At 41.6% G+C, this 26,138-nt stretch carries 25 protein-coding genes; 13 read left to right on the top strand and 12 right to left on the bottom strand.

Annotated features, from left to right (window positions below; translation table 11 throughout):
• Nucleotides 1-140: 140 nt before the first annotated feature.
• Complete coding sequence (gene gloA / locus Xentx_RS06400; protein WP_074019442.1) at nt 141-548, bottom strand: lactoylglutathione lyase; 408 nt, start codon at nt 546-548, stop codon at nt 141-143.
• A gap of 240 nt (nt 549-788) precedes the next feature.
• Between gloA and Xentx_RS06395 the strand changes: the two genes are divergently transcribed.
• Nucleotides 789-1,028, top strand: a complete 240-nt coding sequence (locus Xentx_RS06395) for a DUF1289 domain-containing protein (RefSeq protein ID WP_074019441.1) — start codon at nt 789-791, stop codon at nt 1,026-1,028.
• A gap of 677 nt (nt 1,029-1,705) precedes the next feature.
• Nucleotides 1,706-2,143, top strand: coding sequence for a transcriptional regulator SlyA (slyA, locus tag Xentx_RS06390; RefSeq protein ID WP_074019440.1), 438 nt, complete (start codon nt 1,706-1,708; stop codon nt 2,141-2,143).
• Nucleotides 2,144-2,225: 82 nt separating this feature from the next.
• Here slyA and Xentx_RS06385 read toward each other — a convergent pair whose 3' ends face one another.
• On the bottom strand, nt 2,226-2,699 hold the full coding sequence (locus tag Xentx_RS06385; protein ID WP_074019439.1) for an outer membrane lipoprotein: 474 nt from the start codon (nt 2,697-2,699) through the stop codon (nt 2,226-2,228).
• 269 nt (nt 2,700-2,968) lie between these two features.
• On the opposite strand from Xentx_RS06385, the gene anmK reads away from it, so the two are divergent.
• From anmK to pdxY, 4 genes are all read left to right on the top strand, one after another.
• Nucleotides 2,969-4,078, top strand: coding sequence for an anhydro-N-acetylmuramic acid kinase (gene anmK / locus Xentx_RS06380; RefSeq protein WP_074019438.1), 1,110 nt, complete (start codon nt 2,969-2,971; stop codon nt 4,076-4,078).
• 104 nt (nt 4,079-4,182) lie between these two features.
• Nucleotides 4,183-4,836, top strand: coding sequence for a pyridoxamine 5'-phosphate oxidase (gene pdxH / locus Xentx_RS06375; protein WP_074019437.1), 654 nt, complete (start codon nt 4,183-4,185; stop codon nt 4,834-4,836).
• 270 nt (nt 4,837-5,106) lie between these two features.
• Nucleotides 5,107-6,378 (top strand): tyrosine--tRNA ligase, encoded by a 1,272-nt coding sequence (tyrS, locus tag Xentx_RS06370; RefSeq protein ID WP_074019436.1) that lies wholly within the window; start codon nt 5,107-5,109, stop codon nt 6,376-6,378.
• Between the two features lie 108 nt (nt 6,379-6,486).
• Nucleotides 6,487-7,365: a pyridoxal kinase PdxY gene (pdxY, locus tag Xentx_RS06365; RefSeq protein WP_074019435.1), complete on the top strand. Its 879-nt coding sequence runs from the start codon at nt 6,487-6,489 to the stop codon at nt 7,363-7,365.
• 65 nt (nt 7,366-7,430) lie between these two features.
• Here pdxY and fabI read toward each other — a convergent pair whose 3' ends face one another.
• From fabI to pspF, 7 genes are all read right to left on the bottom strand, one after another.
• Entirely contained in the window at nt 7,431-8,219 is a 789-nt protein-coding gene (fabI, locus tag Xentx_RS06360) for an enoyl-ACP reductase FabI (protein WP_074019434.1), read from the bottom strand.
• Nucleotides 8,220-8,425: 206 nt separating this feature from the next.
• On the bottom strand, nt 8,426-9,235 hold the full coding sequence (gene sapF / locus Xentx_RS06355; RefSeq protein WP_074019433.1) for a putrescine export ABC transporter ATP-binding protein SapF: 810 nt from the start codon (nt 9,233-9,235) through the stop codon (nt 8,426-8,428).
• Entirely contained in the window at nt 9,236-10,228 is a 993-nt protein-coding gene (gene sapD / locus Xentx_RS06350; RefSeq protein WP_074019432.1) for a putrescine export ABC transporter ATP-binding protein SapD, read from the bottom strand.
• Nucleotides 10,228-11,115 carry a putrescine export ABC transporter permease SapC gene (gene sapC / locus Xentx_RS06345; protein WP_074019431.1) on the bottom strand — a complete coding sequence of 296 codons (888 nt, stop codon included), beginning with the start codon at nt 11,113-11,115 and terminating at the stop codon, nt 10,228-10,230. The genes sapD and sapC overlap by 1 nt, the downstream gene beginning before the upstream one ends.
• Complete coding sequence (gene sapB / locus Xentx_RS06340; RefSeq protein WP_074019430.1) at nt 11,102-12,067, bottom strand: putrescine export ABC transporter permease SapB; 966 nt, start codon at nt 12,065-12,067, stop codon at nt 11,102-11,104. Before sapB ends, sapC begins: the two co-directional genes overlap by 14 nt.
• Nucleotides 12,064-13,803 carry an ABC transporter substrate-binding protein SapA gene (gene sapA / locus Xentx_RS06335; protein ID WP_074019429.1) on the bottom strand — a complete coding sequence of 580 codons (1,740 nt, stop codon included), beginning with the start codon at nt 13,801-13,803 and terminating at the stop codon, nt 12,064-12,066. Before sapA ends, sapB begins: the two co-directional genes overlap by 4 nt.
• Before the next feature lie 280 nt (nt 13,804-14,083).
• Nucleotides 14,084-15,091: a phage shock protein operon transcriptional activator gene (gene pspF / locus Xentx_RS06330; RefSeq protein WP_074019428.1), complete on the bottom strand. Its 1,008-nt coding sequence runs from the start codon at nt 15,089-15,091 to the stop codon at nt 14,084-14,086.
• Between the two features lie 185 nt (nt 15,092-15,276).
• Between pspF and pspA the strand changes: the two genes are divergently transcribed.
• The 6 genes from pspA (at nt 15,277) to tyrR (ending at nt 20,883) form a co-directional block, all read left to right on the top strand.
• Entirely contained in the window at nt 15,277-15,948 is a 672-nt protein-coding gene (gene pspA, locus Xentx_RS06325; RefSeq protein ID WP_074019427.1) for a phage shock protein PspA, read from the top strand.
• A 32-nt stretch (nt 15,949-15,980) separates the two neighbouring features.
• Nucleotides 15,981-16,208: an envelope stress response membrane protein PspB gene (gene pspB / locus Xentx_RS06320; protein WP_074019426.1), complete on the top strand. Its 228-nt coding sequence runs from the start codon at nt 15,981-15,983 to the stop codon at nt 16,206-16,208.
• Nucleotides 16,208-16,570 (top strand): envelope stress response membrane protein PspC, encoded by a 363-nt coding sequence (gene pspC / locus Xentx_RS06315; protein ID WP_074019425.1) that lies wholly within the window; start codon nt 16,208-16,210, stop codon nt 16,568-16,570. Before pspB ends, pspC begins: the two co-directional genes overlap by 1 nt.
• Nucleotides 16,571-16,691: 121 nt before the next feature.
• A complete protein-coding gene (locus Xentx_RS06310) occupies nt 16,692-18,089 on the top strand; it encodes a YcjX family GTP-binding protein (RefSeq protein WP_074019424.1) in 1,398 nt (465 codons plus the stop codon).
• The gene (locus Xentx_RS06305; protein ID WP_074019423.1) at nt 18,086-19,174 is read left to right on the top strand and encodes a YcjF family protein; all 1,089 of its coding nucleotides are present in this window, start codon (nt 18,086-18,088) and stop codon (nt 19,172-19,174) included. Before Xentx_RS06310 ends, Xentx_RS06305 begins: the two co-directional genes overlap by 4 nt.
• Nucleotides 19,175-19,302: 128 nt before the next feature.
• Nucleotides 19,303-20,883 (top strand): transcriptional regulator TyrR, encoded by a 1,581-nt coding sequence (gene tyrR / locus Xentx_RS06300; protein WP_074019422.1) that lies wholly within the window; start codon nt 19,303-19,305, stop codon nt 20,881-20,883.
• A 146-nt stretch (nt 20,884-21,029) separates the two neighbouring features.
• Here tyrR and tpx read toward each other — a convergent pair whose 3' ends face one another.
• Complete coding sequence (gene tpx, locus Xentx_RS06295; RefSeq protein WP_074019421.1) at nt 21,030-21,533, bottom strand: thiol peroxidase; 504 nt, start codon at nt 21,531-21,533, stop codon at nt 21,030-21,032.
• A 229-nt stretch (nt 21,534-21,762) separates the two neighbouring features.
• Here tpx and zntB point away from each other — a divergent pair, with 229 nt between their 5' ends.
• A complete protein-coding gene (zntB, locus tag Xentx_RS06290; protein WP_074019420.1) occupies nt 21,763-22,746 on the top strand; it encodes a zinc transporter ZntB in 984 nt (327 codons plus the stop codon).
• Nucleotides 22,747-22,966: 220 nt separating this feature from the next.
• On the opposite strand, the gene ttcA is transcribed toward zntB, so the two are convergent.
• Nucleotides 22,967-23,860, bottom strand: a complete 894-nt coding sequence (gene ttcA / locus Xentx_RS06285; RefSeq protein WP_074019419.1) for a tRNA 2-thiocytidine(32) synthetase TtcA — start codon at nt 23,858-23,860, stop codon at nt 22,967-22,969.
• Nucleotides 23,861-24,129: 269 nt separating this feature from the next.
• Nucleotides 24,130-26,138: non-ribosomal peptide synthetase family protein (locus Xentx_RS18470; RefSeq protein ID WP_139292440.1), on the bottom strand; the 2,009-nt coding region annotated here is incomplete at its 5' end.

Below are 26,138 nucleotides of genomic sequence, written 5' to 3'. Positions count from 1 at the left end.
GTTTTATCACCTGGACTCAGGAAACCATGGAATATGAGATCAATACATTATTAGCTGGTTATGGTGACCAATTTGCAATTAATTTCTCTTGAGGACTTATGTAATTAATTTCTAATATAACTCGATATCTATTGATAGAGTTAGTTGCCTAATGCATTGCTGGCACTTGAATTTTCGATGAGTTCAATTTTATAGCCATCGGGATCTTCAACGAATGCAATGACGGTTGTCCCACCTTTAACTGGACCTGCTTCGCGAACTACTTTCCCTCCAGCAAGTTTGATGCGTTCACAGGTTGCCGCAACATCATCAACACCTAAGGCGATATGCCCAAATGCAGTTCCCATTTCGTAGTTTTCAACATCCCAATTATAGGTTAGCTCAATAACAGCGCCTTGACTTTCATCGGTATAACCAACAAACGCGAGAGAATACTTATACTCTGGATTGTCGCTGGTACGAAGTAAACGCATACCCATTACCTGGGTATAGAAATCAATCGAGCGCTGCATATTGCCTACACGGATCATAGTGTGGAGTAAACGCATGATTACCTCTTGATCTTTATAGTTTTATTGCGAAACATAACTTTTTTACAAAACTTTGCCCACATATCTGCATATGTTGGGTAACTATAGCGTGTATAGATCAAATAATTCAAATTATCCGGTTTATTTAGCCTTAGATTGTTACCATTTTGTTTTGAAATGTTATGGCTGAAGTTTATACTGTTCAACAAATGGCCTAACCATGGAAATACTTGATAAACCTAGACGTAGGGGGATGAGATGGCTGAACAATTAGAATTCTTTGCTATTCCAAATCCTTGCCGAGGGGTTTGTGAATCTGATCCCCGTGGTTTTTGCCGAGGATGTTATCGTAGTAGAGAAGAGCGATTTATATGGATGAAATTATCGGATAGTGAAAAAAGAGAAATATTGCGGTTATGTCATCAAAGAAAACTAAGAAAATTGAGAAATAAGAGGGATGAAAGAAATATCACTCCAAAGCAATCCGATTTATTTTAATTTTATTCTGAATTGGCTAAAAAATATCATTCATATGAATTATAGTTGAGGATAATCGCAAAAATAAAAAATATTACTAACCATAAATGATATGTTGTTTATATTAAATTTCTTTTATTTGACATAAGTAATTTCAAAATATCAATTTTGTTGCCTGCATTAGATATTCCAGTAATAATTTATAATTAAAGAATTATTTATTGAATGAAAAACAAACAATTCATCATCTCATTGTTTTTTATATTATTTATTTTAATATTATCAATCCCTGTAAGGGAAAAATGATATTAATGTAAAAATATATAGATTAGTATTTGGATGGCGGTTATTCTTATAGAACTTTAACTGAGTGAAAATGTATATATTTTGGGGAGTTGTACTTTTTTTGTTGATATTTAAACTCAAAATAGTTTAGTTGAGGTATTATTTTATACAGTTTATATCGTTGGTGGATTAATGCGCGATTTTATTCGGTGTACCGTACAATTTCGCTCTTTAGGGCGACGAAGATGTCAACTTTGAGTAACAAGCCAACGCGATACTAATTAGGTAATTAGAGAAATTGCTGACTCTGCTAATGTAAGCATGATATAGAGTGCGTATCTATTATTCATATGAATAAACTGATTGGATAATTCATTGATGTTATATGAGTCTCTGATTATAAGGAGGGGTAATTGGAATTGACATTGGGATCAGATCTGGCACGTTTAGTCCGTATTTGGCGCGCTTTAATTGATCATCGTTTGAAACCGTTGAAATTAACTCAGACACATTGGGTTACTCTATACAATATTAGTCAACTACCACCAGAGCAGTCACAGATACAGCTCGCAAAAGCTATTGGTATTGAGCAACCCTCTTTGGTGAGAACACTTGATCAATTAGAAGAAAAGAAACTGATTACACGCCATACATGTGCCAATGATCGACGTGCAAAAAGAATCAAATTAACCAAAGAATCGGAAAACTTTATTAGAGAAGTAGATAGTGTTATTGATTCGACAAGAAAAGAAATTTTGGAGGGAATTACTCATGATGAGTTAATTCTGCTTGCTTCTGTAATAAAGAAAATTGAAAAAAATATTAACCAATTGCACAAACAGGTAATATAAAAATTAATCTATAATAATAAAATCGCGGCCCAGACTTGTTACTGGTAAACCGCGATTTTTTGTCTTGTGTTATTTGAATATTTCAGAGAGGTGATACAGTCAAAGAATCTCCGCTGTTTGCGATCCTGACACGTTGCCCTCTGCTGAATACGACGCTATCTAACTTTTGTACTATGATAATATTCTTTCCACTGTCCATACGAATTTCTAGCTCAACACCTTTCGCTTGGTCTAAAGCACCTTCGATTCTTTGACCAGCCAAACCACCAGCAATAGCACCTGCGGCTGTGGCAAGCCTTTGACCAGAACCATCACCAACTGTATTACCTAGTAGCCCTCCCAAAACAGCACCACCAATAAGACCTAACATATTAGGATCACCGGTTTGTTTACCTTTAATCGTGACAGGTCGTACAGATAGAATGGTACCATAGGTCACGGTTTGAGCTTGTTTGGCTTGACCAATAGAGTAAGTATCACTAGAAAGTGCTCCCATGTCTGCACAACCAGACAACGTGGTTACTACAACAGCACCAACCAGGAAACGTTTTAACATAGTCACTCCTAATTTTAATGCCTGACAGGGAAGCTTGATAATAAACTTATCACCAAGCATTCGGCTACTAATGATGCATGTCTACATAATGATATACGTTCACGATGAACGAGAAGAGTAATTCCTGACCAAAAGCTTAGCATGTTTTGTGAAGAACTTTCCAAAACTCAGATTTTATCCCTGATAATGGTCATTATTTTATAGTTTATGCAAGATTAAATGTAATTCACATGTTAAATATAATCCATTATTCAATGGGGGAAACGTTTATGAAGTCAGGGCGTTATATTGGTGTGATGTCTGGCACCAGCATGGATGGAGTTGATGTTATTTTGGCGGAGATTAGTGATAAGGCTGTGATTCAGCAGGAGAGTTATAGCCATCCTTTTCCACAAGAGCTTAAGCAAAAATTGCTATCCATTTGTCAAGGGCAGCAGACGACATTATCAATGGTCGGAAGATTTGACTATGAGCTCGGTACTCTCTTTGCGGAAGCTGTTCAAGGGTTGCTGAATAAAGCAGGATTGATTGCAAATGATATTATAGCAATCGGATGTCATGGGCAGACCGTATGGCATGAGCCGGACGGTGAAAAACCTTTTACTATGCAAATCGGTGACAATAACCGTGTAGCGGCACTTACCAATATTACAACGGTCGGTGATTTCAGACGGCGTGACATGGCTTATGGTGGTCAGGGAGCACCTTTGGTACCAGCATTCCATATGGCTGTGTTGGGCCATCCGACAGAAAGACGTATTATTTTAAACATTGGCGGAATAGCAAATATTTCAGCGCTTCTGCCTAATTCAGCCGTTAAGGGATATGATACCGGACCGGGCAATATGTTGATGGATGCTTGGACATGGCGGCATAAGCAGTTACCTTACGACAAAGATGCACAGTGGGCCGGTGAAGGTACCGTTAATGAATCTTTGCTCCAAAAAATGCTTTCTGATCCCTATTTCGCACGTACTGCACCGAAGAGTACAGGGCGTGAATATTTTAATATGGCGTGGTTGGAGAAACAGTTGGCTGATTTCCCTGATGTTGCACCAGTGGATGTTCAAGCCACATTGGCTGAACTAACGGCTGTAAGCATTGCCCAGCAAGTTATATTGAGTGGTGGATGTGACCGTCTTCTGGTATGTGGCGGCGGGGCGCGTAATCCACTTGTGATGAATCGGTTATTGGCTTTATTGCCAGGCACTGAAGTGGCTACGACAGACAAATATGGTTTGAGTGGTGATGATATGGAAGCACTGGCATTTGCCTGGCTGGCATTCCGAACAATGTCTGGATTGTCTGGTAATTTGCCATCAGTCACAGGTGCAGATAGAGAGACGATTTTAGGTGCAATTTACTCGGTTGTCAGATAATAGGTTGGATAACGATCAGTTAACAAATGATCATTATTAGAAGACCGTTAGCTAACAGATAACAATGATATGCTAATACTCATTAATAAATTGAGAGTTTAGAAATGTCAGAAAATAACGAAATAGATATCGCAGAACTGCGCCGTGAATATATACGTGGTGGATTAAGGCGAAAAGATCTTACTGAAGAACCAATTGAACTTTTTGAACGTTGGTTAAAGCAGGCTTGTGAAGCGAAGCTCATCGATCCAACGGCAATGTGTATTGCCACAGTAGATGAGTATGGGCAACCTTATCAACGCATTGTTCTATTAAAACATTTTGATGCTAACAACTTGGTATTCTATACCAATCTTGGCAGTCGCAAGGCAAAACATCTGGCTCAGAATAACCGGATCAGTCTCCACTTTCCGTGGCATCAATTGGAACGACAGGTTAGTTTTCTCGGCAGAGCTGAGCGTTTATCTCCGGTTGAAGTTGTAAAATATTTTCATAGCCGTCCCAAGGATAGCCAAATTGCAGCTTGGGCTTCCCAGCAATCCTCAAAGATTTCAGCCAGAAGCATTTTGGAAGGGAAGTTTTTGGAGTTGAAACAGAAATTCCAAAATGGTGAAGTACCTCTCCCTAGTTTTTGGGGCGGATTCAAGGTCAAATTTGATTCAGTCGAATTCTGGCAAGGTGGTGCCCATCGTCTTCATGATCGCTTCTTGTATCAGCGTGAAGGCGATAAGTGGAATGTTGATCGTTTGGCACCTTAACAGCATGCTCTATATGTAAAACCTTAAACTAATAAAGTCCAATAAATTGCAAATTACAGCCAATAAGGCAGTGATTTGCAAAGTAAGGGGGATAATTACTGTTTTTAATACTAGCACTTATATGACTGGCGTTTTATTCTATAGCACTTGATTTATCACGAGATGCTTATATACCCAATAGGCTCCAAGTTGCAGCGTAGTTAACAAGGTGGCAACTTGAAAGAAGAGTATAGAAATATAAGCAAAGTATACAAACCGATGGAGTCATTAATGTCTAGCAATAACCTGATTAAACAACTGCAAGAGCGGGGCCTTGTTGCCCAGGTAACGGATGAAGAGGCGTTAGCTGAGAGAGTGGCGCAAGGTCCGGTTTCTCTCTATTGTGGCTTCGATCCTACCGCTGACAGCTTGCATTTGGGTCATCTGGTTCCCTTGCTGTGTTTAAAACGATTCCAACTTGCTGGGCACAAACCTATTGCGTTGGTTGGTGGGGCGACAGGTTTGATTGGTGATCCAAGCTTTAAAGCAACTGAACGCAAATTGAACACAGAAGGAACGGTCGAAGAGTGGGTTGAAAAAATTCGTAACCAGGTTTCTCCGTTCCTTAGTTTTGATGGTGAAAATGGTGCAGAGTTAGCGAATAACTACGATTGGTTTGGTCAAATGGATGTGCTGACTTTCCTGCGTGATATCGGTAAGCACTTCTCCGTCAACCAGATGATCAACAAAGAAGCAGTAAAACAACGCCTTAATCGTGATGATGTTGGTATTTCGTACACTGAGTTTTCTTACAACCTATTGCAGTCTTATGACTTTGCAAATTTGAATAGAAAATATGGTGTTGAATTACAAATTGGTGGCTCAGACCAGTGGGGTAACATTACTTCAGGTATTGATTTGACTCGTCGCTTAAACCAGAAACAAGTGTTTGGTATGACCGTACCACTGATCACCAAATCAGACGGAACTAAATTTGGTAAAACAGAAGGTGGTGCAGTTTGGTTGGATCCGAAGAAAACTAGTCCATACAAATTTTACCAGTTCTGGATTAACACAGCAGATGCAGATGTTTACCGTTTCCTGAAATTCTTTACTTTCATGAGCATTGAAGAAATTAATGCGCTGGAAGAAGAAGATAAAAACAGTGGTAAAGCTCCACGTGCTCAATATGTATTGGCAGAACAAGTTACTGGTCTGGTGCATGGCGAAAAAGGTCTTGCAGCGGCGAAGCGTATTACCGAGAGTTTATTCTCAGGAGCTATTGCTGATTTGACCGAAGAAGATTTCGCACAATTGGCACAAGATGGAATGCCAGCAATTGAACTTGAAAAAGGTACTGATCTACAACAAGCATTGGTCACAGCTGAATTTGTTCCTTCCCGTGGGCAGGCGCGTACTATGATCAGCTCTAATGCAGTTTCCATTAACGGTGAAAAACAGTCCGAACCTATGTATGTATTTACGGATGGTGATTGTTTATTTGGGCGTTATAGCTTATTACGCCGTGGTAAAAAACATTATTGCCTTATCAATTGGAAATAATTAACTAATATTATTATTAAGGGCAACGATAATGTTGCCCTTAATGTATCTGGTGTCTTTATAAATATTGTCTATTCATAAATTAAAAATAATAAACTAGGCCTTATCATGAATAATGTTCTTTCAATTCAGTCTCATGTTGTTTTTGGTCATGCAGGAAACAGTGCGGCTGTTTTTCCGATGCGTCGTATGGGGGTGAACGTATGGGCATTAAATACAGTTCAATTTTCAAACCATACCCAATATCCTCAATGGCGTGGTTGTGTAATGCCGCCGGAACATTTGACTGAAATCGTGCAGGGAATTGGTGAAATTAATAAACTCGCATCCTGTAATGCAGTACTGAGCGGTTATATTGGTTCTGCGGAGCAGGGAAATTATATCCTTGATATCGTGAAGCAGGTTAAAAAAGCCAATCCTGATGCATGGTATTTCTGTGACCCTGTAATGGGACATCCAGAAAAAGGATGTATAGTTGCCCCAGGAGTTGCTGAATTTTTATGTGATAACGCATTGCCCGTCAGTGATATTATTGCACCTAATTTGTTGGAACTTGAAACATTGACTATGCGGAAAATTGGCAGTGTAGAACAAGCTATATCCGCCGCGCGCGAGTTATGTGAAAAAGGTCCCAAGATTGTATTGGTCAAACATTTGAGCCGTGCAGGTTATCAGGCAGATTGTTTTGAAATGCTTTTGGTAACTAAGGAACATAGTTGGCACGTTAGCCGTCCATTGATTGATACAGGATCGCGTCAACCAGTCGGTGTTGGAGATTTAACTAGTGGTTTGCTTCTCGCAAATCTATTGAAAAACCCATCTTTGGCGAATGAAGTATTGCAAGCTGCTTTAGAACATGTTGCGGCTGCGGTCTACGAAGTAATGTTGGAGACGCAAAAGAGTGAGGAATATGAATTACAGATTGTTGCCGCACAAGATAAAATAGTCACTCCAGAACATCAATTTCATGCTGTCAGAATAGACTAATAACAAAAAATAGTCCCACCTATAATGTTATGGATGGGACTATTTTTAATATACTGACGAGCTTATTATTTTAACTCTAACTCATTCATAGCAGCGATGCTGAAACCACCGTCAACATGCAAGATCTCACCGCTAATACCACCAGCCAGATCTGAGCACAAGAAGGCGGCAGCATTACCGACATCCTCTGTTGTCACAGTGCGACGAATAGGTGTAACCGCTTCACAGTGTGCCAGCATCTTACGGAAGTCTTTGATACCAGAAGCGGCCAGAGTACGGATTGGGCCAGCAGAGATACCATTAACACGAACACCCTCAGCACCCATCGCATTTGCCATATAACGCACGTTTGCTTCCAGAGAAGCTTTTGCCAGACCCATGACGTTATAGTTAGGAATTGCACGTTCTGCACCCAAATAACTCAAGGTGAGCAGGGCAGAACCAGGATTCAGCATATTACGGCAGACTTTTGCCATTGCGACAAAGCTATATGCACTGATATCGTGTGCAATTTTGAAGCCTTCACGGTTAACAGCATTAACATAATCACCATCAAGCTGGTCAGCCGGTGCGTAACCGATAGAGTGAACAAAACCATCGAATTTAGGCCATACTTTGCCTAATTCAACGAACAATGCGTCAATACTTTCATCTTCAGCCACGTCACATGGCAGAACGATATCTGAATTCAGTGATGCGGCGAATTCTTCGACACGAGGTTTCAACTTGTCATTTTGGTAAGTGAAAGCCAGCTCTGCTCCTTGATCGTGCATTGCCTTGGCAATTCCATAAGCAATAGACAGTTTGCTGGCGACGCCAGTAATGAGAATGCGTTTGCCGGTCATGAAACCCATAGCAGTATCCTTATTGTTCTCTATGATCAAAATTGTTCTTTGTGATCAAACACCAAAAGTCATGGAAAAACAGAAATAATAAATATTTAATCATAACTACGGTATTTATGGTGAATAAACGCGGATGATTCTACCATGTCGGAGGAAAATGTGGTGAGTTTCCCATTCTGTTCCGATCAGTGATTAAAATACATCCAATAAAAGCATTAGGTGATATCTTGTCGCCATGCTTCAGCAGACAGGGCTTCACCAAAATGGCTGGCTATCAATTTGCGGGTAATATCATGCAGCGGAGAAGCCAGAACCTCCGCTGTATTGCCACGCTCGACAACTTCCCCTTGATGCATTACCAGCACTTGATCACTAATATGTTTCATCATACCGAGATGCTGGGTGACATAGATATATGAAATACCATGTTTTTCCTGTAGTTCCAGCATCAAGTTGATGATTTGGGAACGCATCGACATATCAAGGGATGCCAAGGCTTCGTCTGCAACAATGATTTGTGGTTGTAATATTAAAGCCCGTGCCAAAGCCACACGCTGTTTCTGTCCTGATGCCAGCATGTGTGGATAATAATTGGCATGATCTGGCAGTAAACCAACTTGACGCAATGTTTGGTTGATCCGTTTTTCCCGTTCGGAGGGAGATAACTCCGTATTCAAAATTAACGGCATATCCAGAATCTGACTAATGCGCTGACGAGGATTCAGTGATGTGCTGGGATCTTGAAAAATCATGCGAATGCGCTGGCTGCGATAGCTATAGTCTCCGTAAGACAGCTTATGACCGTTAATCAGAATTTCACCTGAAGTCGGTTCAATAACCCCTGATAACATTCTGGCCAGTGTGGATTTACCGGAACCATTTGCACCAAGGATAGCGAGGGTTTTTTTCGGTTGCAGGGTAAAACTCACTGGTTTTACGGCATCAAGTTGATGATGGCGAAATAGTCCAGTTTGATGGCGAAATGTTTTAGTTAAATTTTTAACTTCCAGCAATGTCTCAACCAATTACGGTTCCTCCATATTCAAAGGGAAATGGCAGGCGAATGCATGGCTCTTAATCATCCGTAACCGTGGAGTTGCAATACAGGTTTTTTGTGCATAAGGGCAACGTGGCCCCAAACGACAGCCTACCGGCAGATGTTCCAGCGACGGAATAGCGCCAGACAACGTATTTAGCCGACTTTTGTGTGGTAACGGGCTGCCAAAATCAGGAATTGAACGGATCAGCGCTTGCGTATAGGGATGGTAAGGTTTCACCAGCAACTCATCCGTTATGGCGCTTTCCACTGTTTGACCGCAATACAGCACATTGATGCGTTTGACCAGTTTACTCATCATTTGCAGGTCATGGCTGATTAGCAGGATAGTCGTGTTGTTGTTCTGATTGAGACTCGACAGCAAACGGAATATTTGTGCCTGTGTCGTTGGTTCCATTGCATTGGTCGGTTCGTCGGCAATGAGCAATCGGGGCTGATTGGCAAGCGCAATGGCAATCATCACTTTTTGACATTCACCTTCTGTTAATTCGTAAGGGTAACTGTGCATAATGTCATAGTGATCTTTAATACCAACACGATGCAGCAACTCAATTGCACGACGTTTTCGCCAATTAAATCTCTGCCACCAACGGCCTTTATACGTCCATCCAGGAATAGATTGAATAATCTGTTTACCAATATTTTCTGATGGATCGAGACATGACTGTGGTTCCTGAAAAATCATTGAAATATTGTGACCAATCACCTTACGGCGCTGCCGTGGTGTCAGGCGCAATAAATCAATATCGTTAAAACGGAAACGATCCGCGGTGACTTTGAGGTTATCTTTTGTGACACCACAAATCGCTTTGGCAATCAGACTTTTGCCTGAACCTGATTCGCCAGCCAAACCCAATATTTCACCTTCTGTCAGTGAAATACTCATTCGGTCAACAGCTTTGACGGGACCTTCTGTTGTCATGAATTCAATGGTAAGGTTTCGAATATCAAGCAATGGCATCATTCGACTCCTGCGTTAATAGCGCGGTGCAGACCGTCACCTAGTAAGTTAACCAGCAGGACACTGAGCATAATTGCTGCTCCGGGTAACATAACAGTCCATGGTGCAGCATAGATCAATTCTAATGAATCTCCCAGCATAGCTCCCCATTCGGGGGATGGCAGTTGTGCACCAAGATTGAGAAATCCCAACGCGGCAATATCAAGAATAGCGATGGAAAGAGTACGGGTTAACTCACTGACTATCACCGCAGTGATATTAGGGAGAACGGCATAACGTAAAATATGGTAGTTTGAAGCGCCATCCAGACGTGCTGCAATAATGTACTCTTTATCCAGTTCGTCATGCACAGCGGTATAAACGGTACGTACTATTCTTGGCAGTAGTGCCATCGAAACGGCAATCATAGCATGTTGTAAACTAGCGCCAACAAAAGCAACGACAATAATAGCCAGTAGTAATGAAGGAATTGAAAGTAAAGTATCAAGTATATGGTTCAGAACCGCCGATCTCAAACCATGAGTCATTCCGGCAAGACTACCGATGACTAATCCTGCAATGGCTGTTGCCGCGGTGACAACCAATGCTCCTCCAAATGTGGAGGATGTGCCAATCAATAGACGGCTGAAAATATCACGGCCAAGATCATCAGTTCCAAGGAAAAAAGCGACATTACCGTGATGCGACCATGAAGGTGGCATAAGCTGAGCCATAAATTGTTGATCAAGCTTATATGGGGCGAGAAGATCTCCCAATAGGCACAGTGCAATTAAAATTAACACTCCATAAAAACCTGCCATTGCTAATATATCAGCATAGAAAAATCGCCAGATAACTCTCAATGGTGACGGCATTTTCTTTTCGCGGTAAAAATTATCTAACGGCATACCATTCCTTATGTTTCAGGGGATTAGCCATCGCGCCAATAATATCTGTCAGAATATTAACGGAAATAACCAGCGTTCCTACCACCATGACGCCTGCTGAGATTGTGGAATAATCCTGCTGGCGGATAGCACTGATAAGCCAACGTCCTAAACCTGGCCAGTTAAAAACTTGCTCCGTCACCATCGCCAATGTGAGCATGGTTGAAAATTGTAACCCTAATTTAGGAATGATGGGTGGCAAGGCATTATGCAATAAATGGCGACGAATGATAGTTAGTCGTGATAAACCACGTGTTGCTGCCGATTTGATGTAATTTTCGCCTGAAACTTCTTCTGCACTATTGCGCATCAAACGGATAACTTCAGTAGTCGGAGCAACGGCCAGCGTGATAACGGGCAGAACCATATGGAGAATAACGCTCATGATCATTTCATTGCGATAAGGCGCTTTTGACAGCCAGGCATCAATTAGTGCAGAACCAGTGACAGGCTCCATCCGATAGAGTAAATCAAATCGTCCAGAAACAGGCAACCAGCCCAAATAAAGTGAAAAAAACAGAGTCAACAATAACGCCAGCCAGAAAACAGGAATGGAAAAACCACATAGGGCAAATGTACTGATAATGATATCTACTTTTTTGTTGCGCCAGACACCAGCAATAATTCCGAGAGGAATGCCGATTAATAATGCTATGGAAAAAGAAAGAATACACAGCTCCATAGTGGCAGGGAGAACAGTATACAGTTGTTCAATAATCCGTTCCCCATTAATTCTGGAAATACCAAAATCCCATTGGAGCAAGCTACGGAAATAGTAGACATAGGCATCTGATAGTGATGCGCCACTCAAGGCACCATGAGGTGTGAAATACATCAGGCTGAAACTGATTAATGAAAGAAAAAACAACGTCACAACCAGGAGCAATAAACGACGCAGGATATAAAGAATCATTTGCTTCCCTTTTTATTTTTATCAGGAACGGTGGCTTCCTGTTCTCGGTAGACTTTGTCAAAGGAACTATTGCCAAACGGACTGAGCACCAATCCTTGAATGTTATAACGAGAGATTTGTAAACGCATCGAATAAGCCAGTGGTAACACGGGTAATTGCTGCGCGAGAATCTCTTGTGCAACATGATAATTTTTGATGCGTGAAGCAAGTTGTTGATTTAATAAGGCCTCATGAAGGGCATTGTCAAAAGCTGAGTTACACCAACGGCTCAGATTTGTTTGCGACGCAATGGCGGCACAACTCAATAATGGGCGGAAAAAACTGTCAGGATCGTTACTATCAGTAGACCAGCCTGCCAGCGTCATATCGTGGGTTTTATCCATAAGTTGGTTTTCCTGAAAACGGCCTTCGACAGGGCGGATAGACATTTTAATACCAACCTGTGCCAAATCTGCCTGAATCAGTTCCGCCATTTTCAGAGGGCTTGGGTTATAGGATTGTGAAGCCGTTGGAACCCATAAAGTTAATTCCAACCCGTTTAATCCCAATTCATTTAACATCTTGCGGGATTTTTCAGGGTTGTATTCAGTGATTTCAGCACGATTATCATACGCCCATGATGCACGAGGCAAAATAGAAGCCGCCGTCTCTGCCGTACCATAGTAAATGGATTTCATTAGGCGTTGGTTATTGATGGCGTAAGCAATGGCTTGACGAACGGCTAACTGATCCAATGGTGGTTTACTGGTATTAAAAGCAAGATAAGCAATATTCATGCCCGAACGTAATGTCTGACGCAGATTTGGATCATCATGCAAAATGTTCCACTGATTAGCATCGGGATAAGCCAGTACATCGCATTCGCCCGTGAGCAATTTTGAGATCCTGCCTGTACCACCCGCGCCAGTATCTATAACAATCTGTTCCATGCGCGGTTTACCTTTCCAATAGTAATCATGGCGAACAAGGCGGATAAATTGGTCCATCTGATAATCTTCCAGCATGAAGGGGCCTGTTCCGACAGGTTTCCAATCTATTTGCCCCTGCCGATTCATTTGTTGCAATTTTTCAGCATATTCCTGAGACAGTATAGGTGCGTAGTAGGTTGCCAGATGCCAGAGAAAAGAAGCATCGGGTGCGTCAAGGCGAAATTCGACAGTATATTGATTGATTTTCCGAATATCCTTTACTGAATCACCAAATTGTAAACTGTCAAAATAGGGATAGTGACCACCATTAACATCATGATAATCATGTGTCTTATCGAAAACACGGCGGAAACTGAAAACGACATCATCCGCGTTCATTGTGCGGGTTGGTGTAAACCAATCGGTTGATTGGAAAGCAACATTATGACGCAAGTAAAGGCGATAAGTTGCCCCATTGTCCCGCACTTCCCAATCAGTAGCCAGTTCAGGAACCAGACGATAGTTAAGAGGGTCAACGCCTAGCAGGCGATTGTAAATTTGTGCAGCAAGCGTATCCACAGTCAAGCCGCTGATAGCCATTTGGGGATTAAATGTATTCAAATTGCCATTAACGCAATAAATAAAACCGTTCTGCCGTAAGGAAGTAGAAATATGAGGCCGACTTTCCGAGGTGTTGTTTGGCCTCAATTCTGGAATCGTTTTAGTTGGTTCTGGAATGGGTTCCGCAGCAGTTTCTGGAGTCGCATTCTTGGCCGCCAGAGTAGGGACAGAGATCAATAATATAATCCAGTAAATCAAATAACGCATATAAAATGTCAGTCATAAAAAAGAGTTTGGCCATTGTAACTTAATTAACGCTTTCTGCTCAAAAACAACGGACAGATCACGATAATGAGATAAATTCTCAATAAAATGCTTTACAAGTGTAATTGATAAGTATTATCATTCGCATGTGCTTTCAGAGAGGCACCCTTGCAGTAGCAAGTATGTATCTCAGATAGAGCACGACATTGCTCACATTGCTTCCAGTATTTTTATTAGCCGGCTAGGGTGCCGGCTACTTTTTTATATATCGTTTTTTATCTATCTACTCTATCTTGCCATTAACATCAATACGGTGTTTCTTGATTAACCCGCGGAATTGGTGATAAGTCAAATTAAGTTTGTCAGCGGCCTTTTTCTGATTAAATTGGCTTTCTGTCAAAGCCTGTATGATTAAACTCTTTTCGCTGTCATTTTGCCACTGCCTTAAATCGAGAGGTAATTTGGGAAGGAAGTCATTGGTCATCTCACTCTCAGTGGATGGGAGAGCAGTTTGCTGTGAGGATGAAAAGGGATTGATGATGATCGTGTTTAATGCATTTTCACTATTACCATGTCGGTAAATAGAGCGTTCGATGACATTCTTTAGTTCGCGAACATTTCCAGGCCAGTGATAGGAGAGTAACTGCTGTCTGGCTTCGTCAGTAAATCCGGGAAAAAATGGCAGTTCCAACTCACGGCACATCTGAATCGCAAAACTCTGTGCCAGTAACATAATATCCTGTTGCCGTTGGCGTAATGGTGGGATATGAACCACGTCGAACGCGAGTCTGTCGAGCAAATCAGCCCTGAATCCCCCATAGGCAGCCATAGCAGGTAAATCTTCGTTGGTGGCACAGATCAAACGTACATCAACTTTTAATGACTGAGTGCCACCAACCCGTTCCAGGTGACCATATTCAATGACACGCAGTAATTTCTCCTGTACTTGCATAGGGGCAGTGGCTAGTTCGTCAAGAAATAAGGTTCCGCCATCAGCTCGCTCAAAGCGCCCTTGATGTTTTGAACGGGCACCCGTGAATGCACCAGCCTCATGACCAAATAGTTCTGAGTCAAGCAGATTCTCATTGAGTGCTGCACAGTTCAGGGAAATGAAAGGGTCTTGCCAACGTGGAGAAAGATAGTGTAAACGGCGGGCAATTAGCTCTTTGCCCGTCCCTCGTTCTCCCAAAACTAAAACAGGTTTGTTCAACTTCGCTAATGCGGAAACTTGTTCCAAAATTTCAATAAAACAGTTTGCTTCACCTAATAGGTTATCAATGAACTGAGACATGGTATTTGTCGCCAAAAATTAGTCACTTTGACTAAATTAACTTATTGTAATAAAAACGCAAATAAAAATTATTTAAATCATTTCAATAAGATAATAGAAATAAAAAAGTTGGCATGTATCTTGTATCCGTTTTAACAGTACACAGGTATAACATATATATATTCTAATGAAAGAGGTTTATGACTATGGGTATTTTTTCTCGTTTTGCTGATATCGTGAATGCCAATATCTCTTCTTTGCTGGATAAAGCAGAAGATCCACAGAAAATGATCCGCCTGATGATTCAGGAAATGGAAGACACACTGGTGGAAATCCGCTCGACTTCCGCCCGTACTCTGGCAGAGAAAAAGCAGCTTTTGCGCCGCATCAGCATGGGCGAAAATCAGATCGATGGCTGGCAAGAAAAAGCTGAACTGGCACTGAGCAAGGGTAAAGAAGATTTAGCGCGTGTAGCGTTGATTGAAAAACAGAAAGTCAGCAGCTTAGTTGAAACGCTAACACACGAATTGTCTATTCTGGATGAGACTCTTGAACGCATCAAAGGCGAAGTGACTGAGCTTGAAAATAAATTGACAGAAGCACGTGCGAGACAACAATCATTGGCACTGCGCCATCAGGCCGCGGCATCTTCGCGCCAAGTACGCCGTCAGTTAGATAGTGGTAAAATCGATGAGGCAATGGCTCGCTTCGAACAGTTTGAACGCCGAATAGATCATATGGAAGCGGAAGCAGAAGCTTTTGGATTGGGTAAACAGAAATCACTCGATCAGCAATTTGCAGAATTGAAAGCAGATGATGAAATCAGTGCACAACTAGCGGCCTTGAAAGCTAAAATGAATATCAAAGATTCTCAATGATGACATATGTCATACATAACTAAGGAAAGATAATGGGCTATATATTTCTTGGTATCCCGCTGATCATTTTTGTGCTTTTTGTCTTACCCATCTGGTTGTGGCTGCATTACAGCAACCGCAACAGCAATCGGGATCAGTTAGGGAACAGTGAAATTCAACGTTTAGAACAATTGACCGAGAATGCCAAGCGTATGCAAGAAAGGATCAAAACGTTAGAAGATATCCTTGACGCAGAACATCCAAATTGGAGACAGTCATAATGTCAAATCAATACCGCCGAAAACTTTATCGTCTGCCAGAGCAGGGGGTAGTTAAAGGAGTTTGTGCCGGGCTGGCAGACTATTTTGACGTACCCGCTCCACTTATTCGTACCATCGCGGTATTATCGCTGTTCTTTGGTCTATTTGGCATAACGGTATTGGCTTATATTATCTTAACCTTTGTCATGGATCCCGCACCTGCGGGGTATTCAGCAGAGGAAAAGTATAGAGGGCCATCAGCACAGAAGATGTTGGACGAAATAGATTACCAATTGAAGGCAAGCGAAGCTCGTTTGCGTCAAATGGAACGCTATGTTACTTCTGATACTTACAACGCGCACAGCCGTTTCCGTCATCTCTGAGCGTGCAACCAGGCAGTGGATAGCATGGGATCTGGCCTGTAATAGCGAAAATAATGTCAAATTTTGCTGATGCTACAGGCCGGATAAGACTGAATTCACAGTATTCCCATTTAGGAGAAACATGAAACGGTTGCAAAACGAATTGACAGCACTCGTTAATCGTGGACTGGATCGTCATTTGCGGCTGGCGGTAACAGGATTAAGTCGCAGTGGAAAAACCGCATTTATTACTTCTTTGGTAAACCAACTTCTGCATGTTCATAGCGGAGCCAGATTACCGTTGTTTTCTGCCGTGCGTGATGGGCGCTTACTTGGTGTGAAGCGGGTGCCCCAGCGAGATTTTGGGGTGCCTCGTTTTACCTATGATGAAAACATCACAGAATTATATGACACTCCCCCTCACTGGCCGACGCCAACGCGTGGTGTGAGTGAAATACGCTTAGCATTGCGTTATCGTTCTGAAGATCCCTTATTTCGTTACCTAAAGGAAACTTCTACCCTTTATTTGGAAATTGTCGATTATCCGGGCGAATGGTTATTGGATTTACCCATGCTGGAACAAAACTACCTAGCATGGTCACGGCATATGCACGGATTACTGAAAGGGGAGAGAGCAAATTGGGCTAAGCCATGGTTAGCGTTATGCAAGCAATGTGATCCACTAGCGCCTGTTGATGAAAATTTACTTGCCAAAATCACTCAGGCTTATACGGATTACCTGCATCAATGTAAGCAGCAGGGTTTGCACTTTATCCAACCTGGACGTTTTATCTTGCCGGGTGATCTGGCGGGAGCACCAGCGCTGCAATTTTTCCCGTGGCCGGATATTGACAGAATCGGGGAACCACAATTAGCAAAGGCGGATAAACATACCAATATAGGCATGTTACGTGAACGTTTTGCTTATTACTGCGATCATATCGTTAAGGCATTCTATAAAGAGCATTTTCTGCGTTTTGATCGGCAAATTGTCCTGGTGGATTGCTTACAGCCATTGAATAATGGCCCGCAAGCGTTCAATGATATGCGGCTTGCATTGACACAACTGATGCAGAGTTTTCATTATGGCAAGCGAACACTGTTTCGTCGTTTGTTCTCGCCTTGCATCGATAAATTGCTGTTTGCTGCCAGCAAAGCTGATCATATTACGCCAGATCAACATACCAATCTTGTTTCACTCTTACAGCACTTGGTACAGGAAGCGTGGCAAAATGCGGCGTTTGAAGGGATCAGCATGGATTGTGTAGGACTTGCGTCTGTTCAGGCAACAGAGAGCGGCATTGTTATGCATAAAGGTGAAAAAATCCCTGCTATCAAGGGCAATCGTTTGTCAGATGATAAGTTATTGACATTTTTTCCGGGAGAAGTGCCACAGCGCTTGCCAGATAGTGAATTCTGGCAAAAACAAGGATTTCATTTCGAATCCTTCCGGCCAAAACCCGTCGATGTCAGCACACCGTTACCCCATATTCGCATGGATAGCGTGATGGAATTTTTATTGGGAGACAAATTAACATGACCGAACCTTTGAAACCGCGAATGGATTTTGACGATCTTGTACAAACATCGTCCGAACCATCACTAAAATCAAAAAAAGAATTCGCTGGGCAGGAAAAAGAATTCTATCCGGTTATGTCAGAGCGGGAAGCGGAGGAGAAGGAAAGCGAATTTGAAGGTGCATTGAATGCTGCGCTGAAACCGAAACGTAGTTTTTGGCGAAAAGTTTTTATCAGTGCTGTCCTGTTATTGGGGGCTAGTGTTGTTGCCCAATGTGTTCAGTGGATATACCAGGCATGGCAGCAACATGACTGGATTGCACTGGGGATCGCAGCGGCAGGCAGCATGATTGTATTTGCGGGTATAGGTAGTGTGATCAAGGAATGGCGACGCCTTTACCATTTGCGGCAACGTACAGAAGAGCGAGATACTGCAAAAGCGTTATTGCAAAGTCACGGTATCGGCAAGGGAAAGCAATTTTGTGAAAAATTAGCAGAACAGGCCGGAATTGGGCAACAACATCCGGCATTACAGCGTTGGCAGGCTGCCGTGCATGAAACCCATAATGATCGTGAGATTGTCATGTTATACAGTAAATTAGTTCAGCCTGTTTTGGATACACAAGCCAGACAAGAGATCAGCCGTTCAGCCGCGGAATCAGCTTTGATGATCGCGGTCAGTCCATTGGCTATCGTGGATATGGCTTTTATTGCGTGGAGAAACATTCGACTCATTAATCGTATTGCAGCGCTTTATGGCATCGAGTTAGGTTATTTCAGCCGCATTCGCTTATTTCGGCTAGTATTGCTGAATATTGCCTTTGCAGGAGCATCAGAATTAGTCAGAGAAGTGGGTATGGACTGGTTGTCACAGGACATTGCGGCTCGTCTTTCTGCACGTGCTGCACAAGGGATTGGTGCAGGATTACTGACAGCTCGTTTGGGCATCAAAGCTATGGAATTATGTCGGCCTTTGCCATGGATTGATGGAGATAAACCGAAGTTAGGAGATTTTCGTCACCAATTATTTGCTCAGCTTAAAAGTACGTTACCAATGAAAAACAAAAGTACTGCCAAAGATACAGATACCCGCAAAGTAACTAATTAATAGCGTCTGTCATACCAGCTTGACATCTTACTTTCTTGTAAACTTTTACTGACAAGGGCTTCATCTATTGGATAGTAACAGGTAACATTTCAGGCAGTTAAGAACATCGTGTAAATAAGGTCAGAAAAATGCGATTGGAAGTTACTTGTCAGGATCGAATTGGGTTAACCCGCGAATTACTTGATTTACTGGTTTTACGAAATATTGACCTGAAAGGAATTGAAATTTCTCCTGCAAGTCGTATTTACCTTAATTTTACTCAAATTGATTTCAATATCTTCCGTGAATTGATGGCAGAAATTCGCCGTATCAATGGCGTTATTGATGTCAGGACCGTTGCTTTTATGCCGTCAGAGAAAGAGCATAGGGCGATGTGGACACTGTTGGAATCAGTTCCTGAACCTATCTTTTCTATTGACATGAAAGGTAATGTTGAATTGGCTAACTCCGCTGCTTTGGCATTGTTTGGTGTCAGTAAAGAAAAAATTAGCCAAAAAAACATTGGTCATCTGATTAGCAATTACAATTTCCTTAGCTGGCTTGAAAGTGAGCATCATCAACCACATTCAGCACAACTATCCATTAAAGGGCAAGATTATGGAATGAATATTATTCCTATGCAATTAACGGATGAAAATCAGTTTGTTAAATGTGTAGGAGCTGTAATTATGTTGCGTTCTGGTGAACGCCATCCTGAGTCACTACGCAAAAAATTAACCGTAAATAATGATGACGCTTTTGAACAGATTATTGCTGTCAGCCCTAAAATGGTTCATGTCGTTGAGCAGGCCCGTAAAATGGCAATTCTTGATGTGCCCTTGTTGCTTGTCGGTGAGACAGGAACGGGAAAAGATGAATTTGCTAAAGCTTGTCATTTGCGCAGTGCAAGGGGAAAACAGCCTTTTCTTGGGTTAAATTGTGCTTCCATGCCAGATGATGTTGTAGAAAGTGAGCTGTTTGGTTATGCGGCGGGAGCCTATCCCAATGCATTGGAAGGCAAAAAAGGTTTCTTTGAACAGGCTAATGGTGGGACGGTTTTATTAGATGAAATTGGTGAAATGTCGCCGCAGATGCAGATTAAATTACTTCGTTTCTTGAATGATGGAACTTTCCGTCGTGTCGGCGAAGAAAATGAAGTTAAGGTAAATGTTCGAATCATTTGCGCCACTCAGAAAAACTTAATTGAGTTGGTACAAAAAGGAGAGTTCCGTGAAGATCTCTATTATCGGTTGAATGTCTTAACTATCACATTACTTCCTTTGCGAGAACGTCAGGCGGATATCATGCCATTGACGGACTATTTTGTAACACGTTTTTCGCAAGAACAGGGCTTGCATAAACCTAAGTTCTCTGCTGACTTAGCGCAATTTTTGTGTGGTTATCATTGGCCAGGTAATGTCAGGCAGCTTCGCAATGCGATATATCAGGCATTGACTCAACTTGAGAGTAACAAACTAAGTCCGCAGGATATTCGGCTACCTGAGCTGGAAGCTGAAGTAACATTTAATGAAGATATTCTGGTGGGTTCTTTGGATGAAATCAGCAAGCGTTTTGAACGCTCTGTGCTGACACGTCTTTATCGCCATTATCCCAGTACTCGTAAGCTGGCAAAACGGCTTGGGGTTTCTCACACGGCAATAGCCAATAAATTACGGGAATATGGTTTGAGTGGTAAGAAACACTTAGTCGAACATGAAGATGATGAATAATAATTGAGATATCACTGCTTTTAAAAATATTTAATTTATAAAATAAGCTGGCGACGATAAAACTATTTATTATGATTTTATCATCGCCAGGAAATAAGTTTAAAAGCTAAACATTAAAAGCAATGCCGCTATTAATAGTAAAACAATTATTTCAATGCGGCTAATGCACTGTCATAGTCAGGTTCATTGGTGATTTCATCAACCAACTGGCTATAAATAATTTGGTTATTTTCATCCAGAACAACAACAGCACGTGCAGTCAGTCCACCTAATGGACCTTCGCTTATTGCAACACCGTAATCTTCCTGAAATTCCCCACCACGAAGCGTAGAAAGGGTAACAACATTAGACAGACCTTCAGAACCACAGAAACGAGACTGAGCAAAAGGCAAGTCTGCTGAAATGCACAATACGACAGTATTGTCTAATTCGCTGGCAAGTTGGTTGAATTTACGGACAGATGTGGCACAAACACCGGTGTCAATGCTTGGGAAAATATTAAGCACTTTACGTTTACCTGCGTAGTGGCTCAATGTTACATCAGCAAGATCTTTAGCGACTAGCGTGAATTCTTTTGCTGTCTGACCTACTTGTGGAAAAGCTCCGTTAACGGTGATATCACCACCTTGAAATTTGACTGTTTGTGTCATGATTTAATCCCTCTATAAAGTAAACTACGCCGTCAGTGTAAAGGAATAGTGCGATCTTGCCCACAAAAATAGATGCAATGTTCAGAAATACTCTCCCTTCTTTTAATTAACAATATCTTATAATTTATTTTTAGGACAATTATTAGACAAACAAGGCAAAAATATCATCAAAATATACAATTAAGCATGAAGAGTCGGCACGAAACTTAAGTACAAACAAGGAGCAGATGTGGAAACGATCTATGGCTCGGTATTTAAAGGTTCAAATGCAATTTACGCCTGTCAATTAAATGGCAAGGGCGGTATTACGGCATTTGGGGAAGATTCACTCGTAACAGCAGAGCAACCAGTTTGGCAACATCTTGATTATAAAAATCCGGATAGCCATCAATGGATTATGAATACAACCTTGCTACCGTTCTCAGTAAAGGAGGGGTTAGTGAGTGATAATATTCGTCCAAAGGTACTGCGCACGGGTGAAGGCACTTTGATTACCTTGAGATCGGTGAACCGTAATGATAATGCGCGTCCCGATCATCTGGTTTCGTTTCGCATCTATATTAATGACAAAATGATTATCTCCAGCCGACATCGAAAAATTCATTCCATCGATCAAATTCTGGATGATTTGCACAATGGTGTTGGTGCGAAAAGTACAGGGAATTGGTTGGTAGAAATAGCTGGAGCCATTACTGATGAAGCTAATGACTTTATTGAAGAGCTGCATGACAACCTGATTGAGTTTGAAGATGATATTTTGGAGCAGAAAGTTCCTGGTCGCGGAGAATTAGTATTACTGCGTAAACAGTTAATCGTTCTGCGCCGATATATGGCACCACAGCGGGATATTTTTATCCGTTTGGCTAGTGAGAAATTGCCTTGGATGAACGATGAAGAGCGCCGTTTAATGCAGGAAATTGCTGACAGATTGGGCAGGGGAATAGATGATCTTGATGGTTGTATTGCCCGAACCGCAGTTCTTGCCGATGAAATCACTTCCATGATGGCGGATGCCATGAACCGCCGTACTTACATGATGTCTCTATTGGCGATGGTATTCTTGCCTACCACTTTTTTGACGGGATTATTTGGAGTCAACTTGGGGGGAATACCAGGCAATGAGTATCGCTTTGGATTCGGTTTATTCACTCTTTTATTGTCATTATTAATGGTGGCTTTTGCGTGGTGGTTAAGGAGAAGTAAATGGCTATAGTGTTTGAGATAAATCAAGAATTGATACCTATAATTAAGGCACTATAGATCTCGCAGGTGAATACAACGTTGAACACTGAACGTTGTGCTCCATAATTGTAGTTTTTCTCATATTGAGTTTTATACAGAATAATTGCTCATTAATTATGCCGATACTTGTTTTAGTATCGGCTATTTTTTTTGCCAGAATTTAAACAAATTGTAACAAAGACGGCTTATTCTTAAATGTTTGTCACATCGATAAACATTGATTCATTAATATTTGTTGACGATACCACTGCTTCGTTGAAAGCATACTCTTCCCTTTCCCCCTCACGATGCAATGGCAAGTTGACAAAGTCGAAAATAGTTTTGTCTGCTAGTTGGCTTGGGCTCACATTTTGAAGAGATTTAAATATATTCTCTACCCTGCCTGGTGTTTTCTTATCCCAATCTACCAGCATTGCTTTGATCGCCTGTCGCTGTAGATTTTCTTGAGAACCACATAAATTGCAAGGAATGATTGGGAATTTTTTGCTTTCCGCATACTGAATCAGGTCTGTCTCCCTGCAATATGCCAGCGGCCTTATGACGACATTACGGCCATCATCAGAACGTAATTTGGGTGGCATCGCTTTCATACGTGCACCATGGAACATATTCAGAAACAGCGTTTCAACGATGTCATCAAGATGATGCCCAAGTGCAATTTTTGTTGCCCCGATTTTCTCTGCAAAAGAATAGAGAGTGCCGCGACGTAGTCTTGAACACAATCCACAGGTAGTTTTGCCTTCAGGGATTTTTTCTTTAACCACTGAGTAGGTATCTTTATCGACAATGTAGTAGGGAATATCCAGGCTTTCAAAATATTGGGGTAAAATATGCTCAGGAAAACCAGGTTGTTTCTGATCAAGGTTCACTGCAACGACTTTGAATTTTATTGGTGCCGCTTTTTGCAGATTCAACAGGATATCTAACATCGCGAATGAATCTTTGCCACCACTGATACATGCCATTACAACATCATTGTCTTCAATCATATTGTAATCAATAATGGCATTACCAACGTTCCTCCTCAGGCGTTTCTGGAGTTTGTTGAATTCAAGTGTCTCTTTTCTCGTATCTTTTTGATTCATTGCGACTTCTCACATTGCCGATTATACCGACTGTAGATTTTCTATACGGATCCTTTGCAGGGGCTGGATTATACGGATTTTTCTTTTTGTTTGAAACATATCTGTGACCAACAAATTTCAGCCATATACTGAGTGTTGTTGTGAAAGGATACGGTTAGCGCAGTTGTTAGCGCTGAAGGAATCGTTAATGGCGACCGGAAAGGGACTCACAATCGAAAATATGAGGCCAGCACTACTGGCCTCACTATGTTAATTGTAATTAAGTTAACCTATATTGATACATTATCTTTAATTGACAATGCATTAATTATTTCTGTACTGATAATGGAAACATGTTCAATAATATTCTCATGATGACAATTATCAATCAACTTAATTACTAATGGATTGGCTGTCCATTGTGAAATATTGTTATCTGGTATTTTAGTTATCAATTGACTCATCGTAAGTCCTATTTTATCTTTATGATGTGGATTTGCTTGACCAGCTTTAAATAAGATGATGTTTGTATATGATAAATTACCGCTTAAATTACAGTTTGCTATTCCAGATTCAAATGGTATTGCTTCTAATACCTTATTGATATAAATTTCGTTTGCTCCCATTTCCTGTAATTTTATTATGACTTTATCATATGCATTTGATATATCTAGTTTATCCCTAATTTCCTTTATCTCATTATTATTAATAACGGTATCTAATAAAAATAACTGAATCTCTTTTGCGCCGAGTTGTTCCAATTGAAATGCAATCTCCATAGCCATCTGTCCCCCTAATGACCAGCCTAAAATACGAATAGGTTTATCAATGGAGGTTTCGGTTAAGATTAATTTTATGTAGATCTGTGCTATCTGTTGTAATGAATCAATTTTATTCTCTGTACAAAGATTATAATTATCGATACCGATGCAGTTATACATATCAGATAAGGTATTTGCCAGAGGTTCATATACTTCACTACCGCAATTGACTGCATGGATCATAAACAGTTTATTGGTTGCGGTTGATTTTGGTGTTAAAAAATTAAGTAAATTGGATTTAATGCTGCCTGATCCCAACCATTGGGATAACAAGGAAATACATTTGTAGCTAAATAAAATATTTAAAGGAATATCAATGTTTATTTCATTACGCATTGCAGTAGTTAATTTAATCGCCATTAGGGAATTACCACCAATGCGAAAGAAGTTATCTTCAATACCTACCCGTTTCAAACCTAATACTTCCTGCCAAATGGCACATAATCGGATTTCTAAGGTATTGCGGGGCGCCATATAACGGTCCCGATTGCCCCATACCGGCGCCGGCAGGGCACGGCGATCCCGTTTACCGTTGAGGGTTAACGGTACAGATTCAATACGGGTAAAGCTGGCGGGCAGCATATAATCTGGCAGGCGGGCGGAAAGATACCGAACCAAGGTATCATCGGATAACACGCTATCGGTGACCAGATACGCGACCAGCACTTGATTGCCTTTATGCTCGTGGTCAATCACCACCGCCTGTTTGACCTGGGGGTGTGAAGTCAGGGCGTTTTCGATTTCCCCCAATTCAATGCGGTAGCCGCGGATTTTGACCTGAAAATCATTACGTCCCAGATATTCCAGCTCCCCATTCGGCAGCCAGCGGACTAAGTCACCGGTTTTGTACAGGCGGGTATAGCCTTTGGCCTGGTCTTCTGCGGTGGCAAACGGATTCGGCACAAAACGTTCGGCAGTGAGTTCAGGCCGGTTTAAATACCCCCGTGCCAGTCCGGCACCGCCGATATACAACTCGCCCGTCGCGCCGACAGGGGACAAGTTGCTGTGACTATCAAGGACGTAAAGACGGACATTATTGATGGCTTGACCAATATTGCTGGCAAGCTCCCCATGTTGGTAGTGCTTGCCACTGGCACAAACGGTGACCTCGGTTGGACCATAGGAATTGAATACATCACTGTGATGGCTGAAATCGTCAAGAAAATCTAAGGACGGGGATTCACCTGCGGTCACTAATAACTGCAAGGAAGGCAATTCAGTACCAATTAATAACTTCAGTATGGCTGGCGGTAAGGCAGCGATTTCAATGCGTTCTCGCTGAATCAGTTGGGCAACTGCCGGGGCATTGCGCTCGGTTTCACTGCACAGGTAAACCGTCAGGCCATGCAGTAAACTGGAAAACAGCTCGAAAACAGAACCATCAAAAACATAAGCGGCAAACATTAAGGCTTTTTTTCGCTTTGTGATATCAAACAGTTCTGCCTGTGCTGCCACCATATGGATAACATTCTTATGCT

The organism is Xenorhabdus thuongxuanensis (genome assembly GCF_001908095.1).
Classification (GTDB): Bacteria; Pseudomonadota; Gammaproteobacteria; order Enterobacterales; family Enterobacteriaceae; genus Xenorhabdus; species Xenorhabdus thuongxuanensis.
Note: the sequence above shows the minus strand (reverse complement) of the source record. Positions and strands in the feature narration are given on the sequence as shown.